At 50.1% G+C, this 778-nt stretch carries 6 tRNA genes and 1 rRNA gene; all 7 read left to right on the top strand.

The annotated features are described in order from the left end of the window. Window positions 1-88 (top strand): 5S ribosomal RNA (rrf, locus tag KNO68_RS14870); the annotation flags it as partial. A gap of 8 nt (window positions 89-96) precedes the next feature. Then, window positions 97-172, top strand: a tRNA-Val gene (locus KNO68_RS14865). A gap of 9 nt (window positions 173-181) precedes the next feature. Continuing rightward, a tRNA-Thr gene (locus tag KNO68_RS14860) sits at window positions 182-257 on the top strand. 41 nt (window positions 258-298) lie between these two features. Further along, window positions 299-385, top strand: a tRNA-Leu gene (locus KNO68_RS14855). Window positions 386-416: 31 nt separating this feature from the next. Then, window positions 417-493 (top strand) — tRNA-Arg (locus KNO68_RS14850). 8 nt (window positions 494-501) lie between these two features. Continuing rightward, window positions 502-578: transfer RNA gene (locus KNO68_RS14845), tRNA-Pro, on the top strand. A gap of 13 nt (window positions 579-591) precedes the next feature. Beyond that, window positions 592-667: transfer RNA gene (locus KNO68_RS14840), tRNA-Ala, on the top strand. The last annotated feature ends 111 nt before the right edge of the window (window positions 668-778 follow it).

Below are 778 nucleotides of genomic sequence, written 5' to 3'. Positions count from 1 at the left end.
CGTTCCCATGCCGAACACGGAAGTTAAGCGTCTCAGCGCCGAAAGTAGTTGGGGGATCTCCCCCTGTGAGGATAGGACGTTGCCAGGCTACATATTGGAGGATTAGCTCAGCTGGGAGAGCACCTGCCTTACAAGCAGGGGGTCGGCGGTTCGATCCCGTCATCCTCCACCATTTACACCTGCCGGTGTAGCTCAGTTGGTAGAGCATCTGACTTGTAATCAGAGGGTCGAGGGTTCGAATCCTTTCGCCGGCACCATTTGATCTTTTTAAAAAGTCTACCGCTAGAAATTATACCTTGCCGGGGTGGCGGAATTGGTAGACGCACAGGACTTAAAATCCTGCGAGGGTTTCCTCGTGCCGGTTCAAGTCCGGCCCTCGGTACCATTAATATTTTCCCATGATGATTATTCGTCTCGCACCCTTAGCTCAGCTGGATAGAGCGTTAGACTACGAATCTAAAGGCCGGGAGTTCGAATCTCTCAGGGTGCACCATTTTTAGACGGGAAGTAGCTCAGCTTGGTAGAGCACTTGGTTTGGGACCAAGGGGTCGCAGGTTCGAATCCTGTCTTCCCGACCATCATCACTTATATGGGGCCTTAGCTCAGCTGGGAGAGCGCCTGCCTTGCACGCAGGAGGTCAGCGGTTCGATCCCGCTAGGCTCCACCATTTTTATTTTTTTACAGACGAACTTTGAAAACTGAACGATGAGGCAAAAATAAGTTTTACAATTTTTGAATGAAGCGCAAGCTTCGTCAATTTAAGAGCTATATCAAATTC

This window comes from Exiguobacterium sp. s75 (assembly GCF_018617145.1).
Lineage (GTDB): Bacteria > Bacillota > Bacilli > Exiguobacteriales > Exiguobacteriaceae > Exiguobacterium > Exiguobacterium profundum.
The sequence above is the reverse complement of the archived record's forward strand: the minus strand, read 5'-3'. Positions and strand labels throughout refer to the sequence as shown.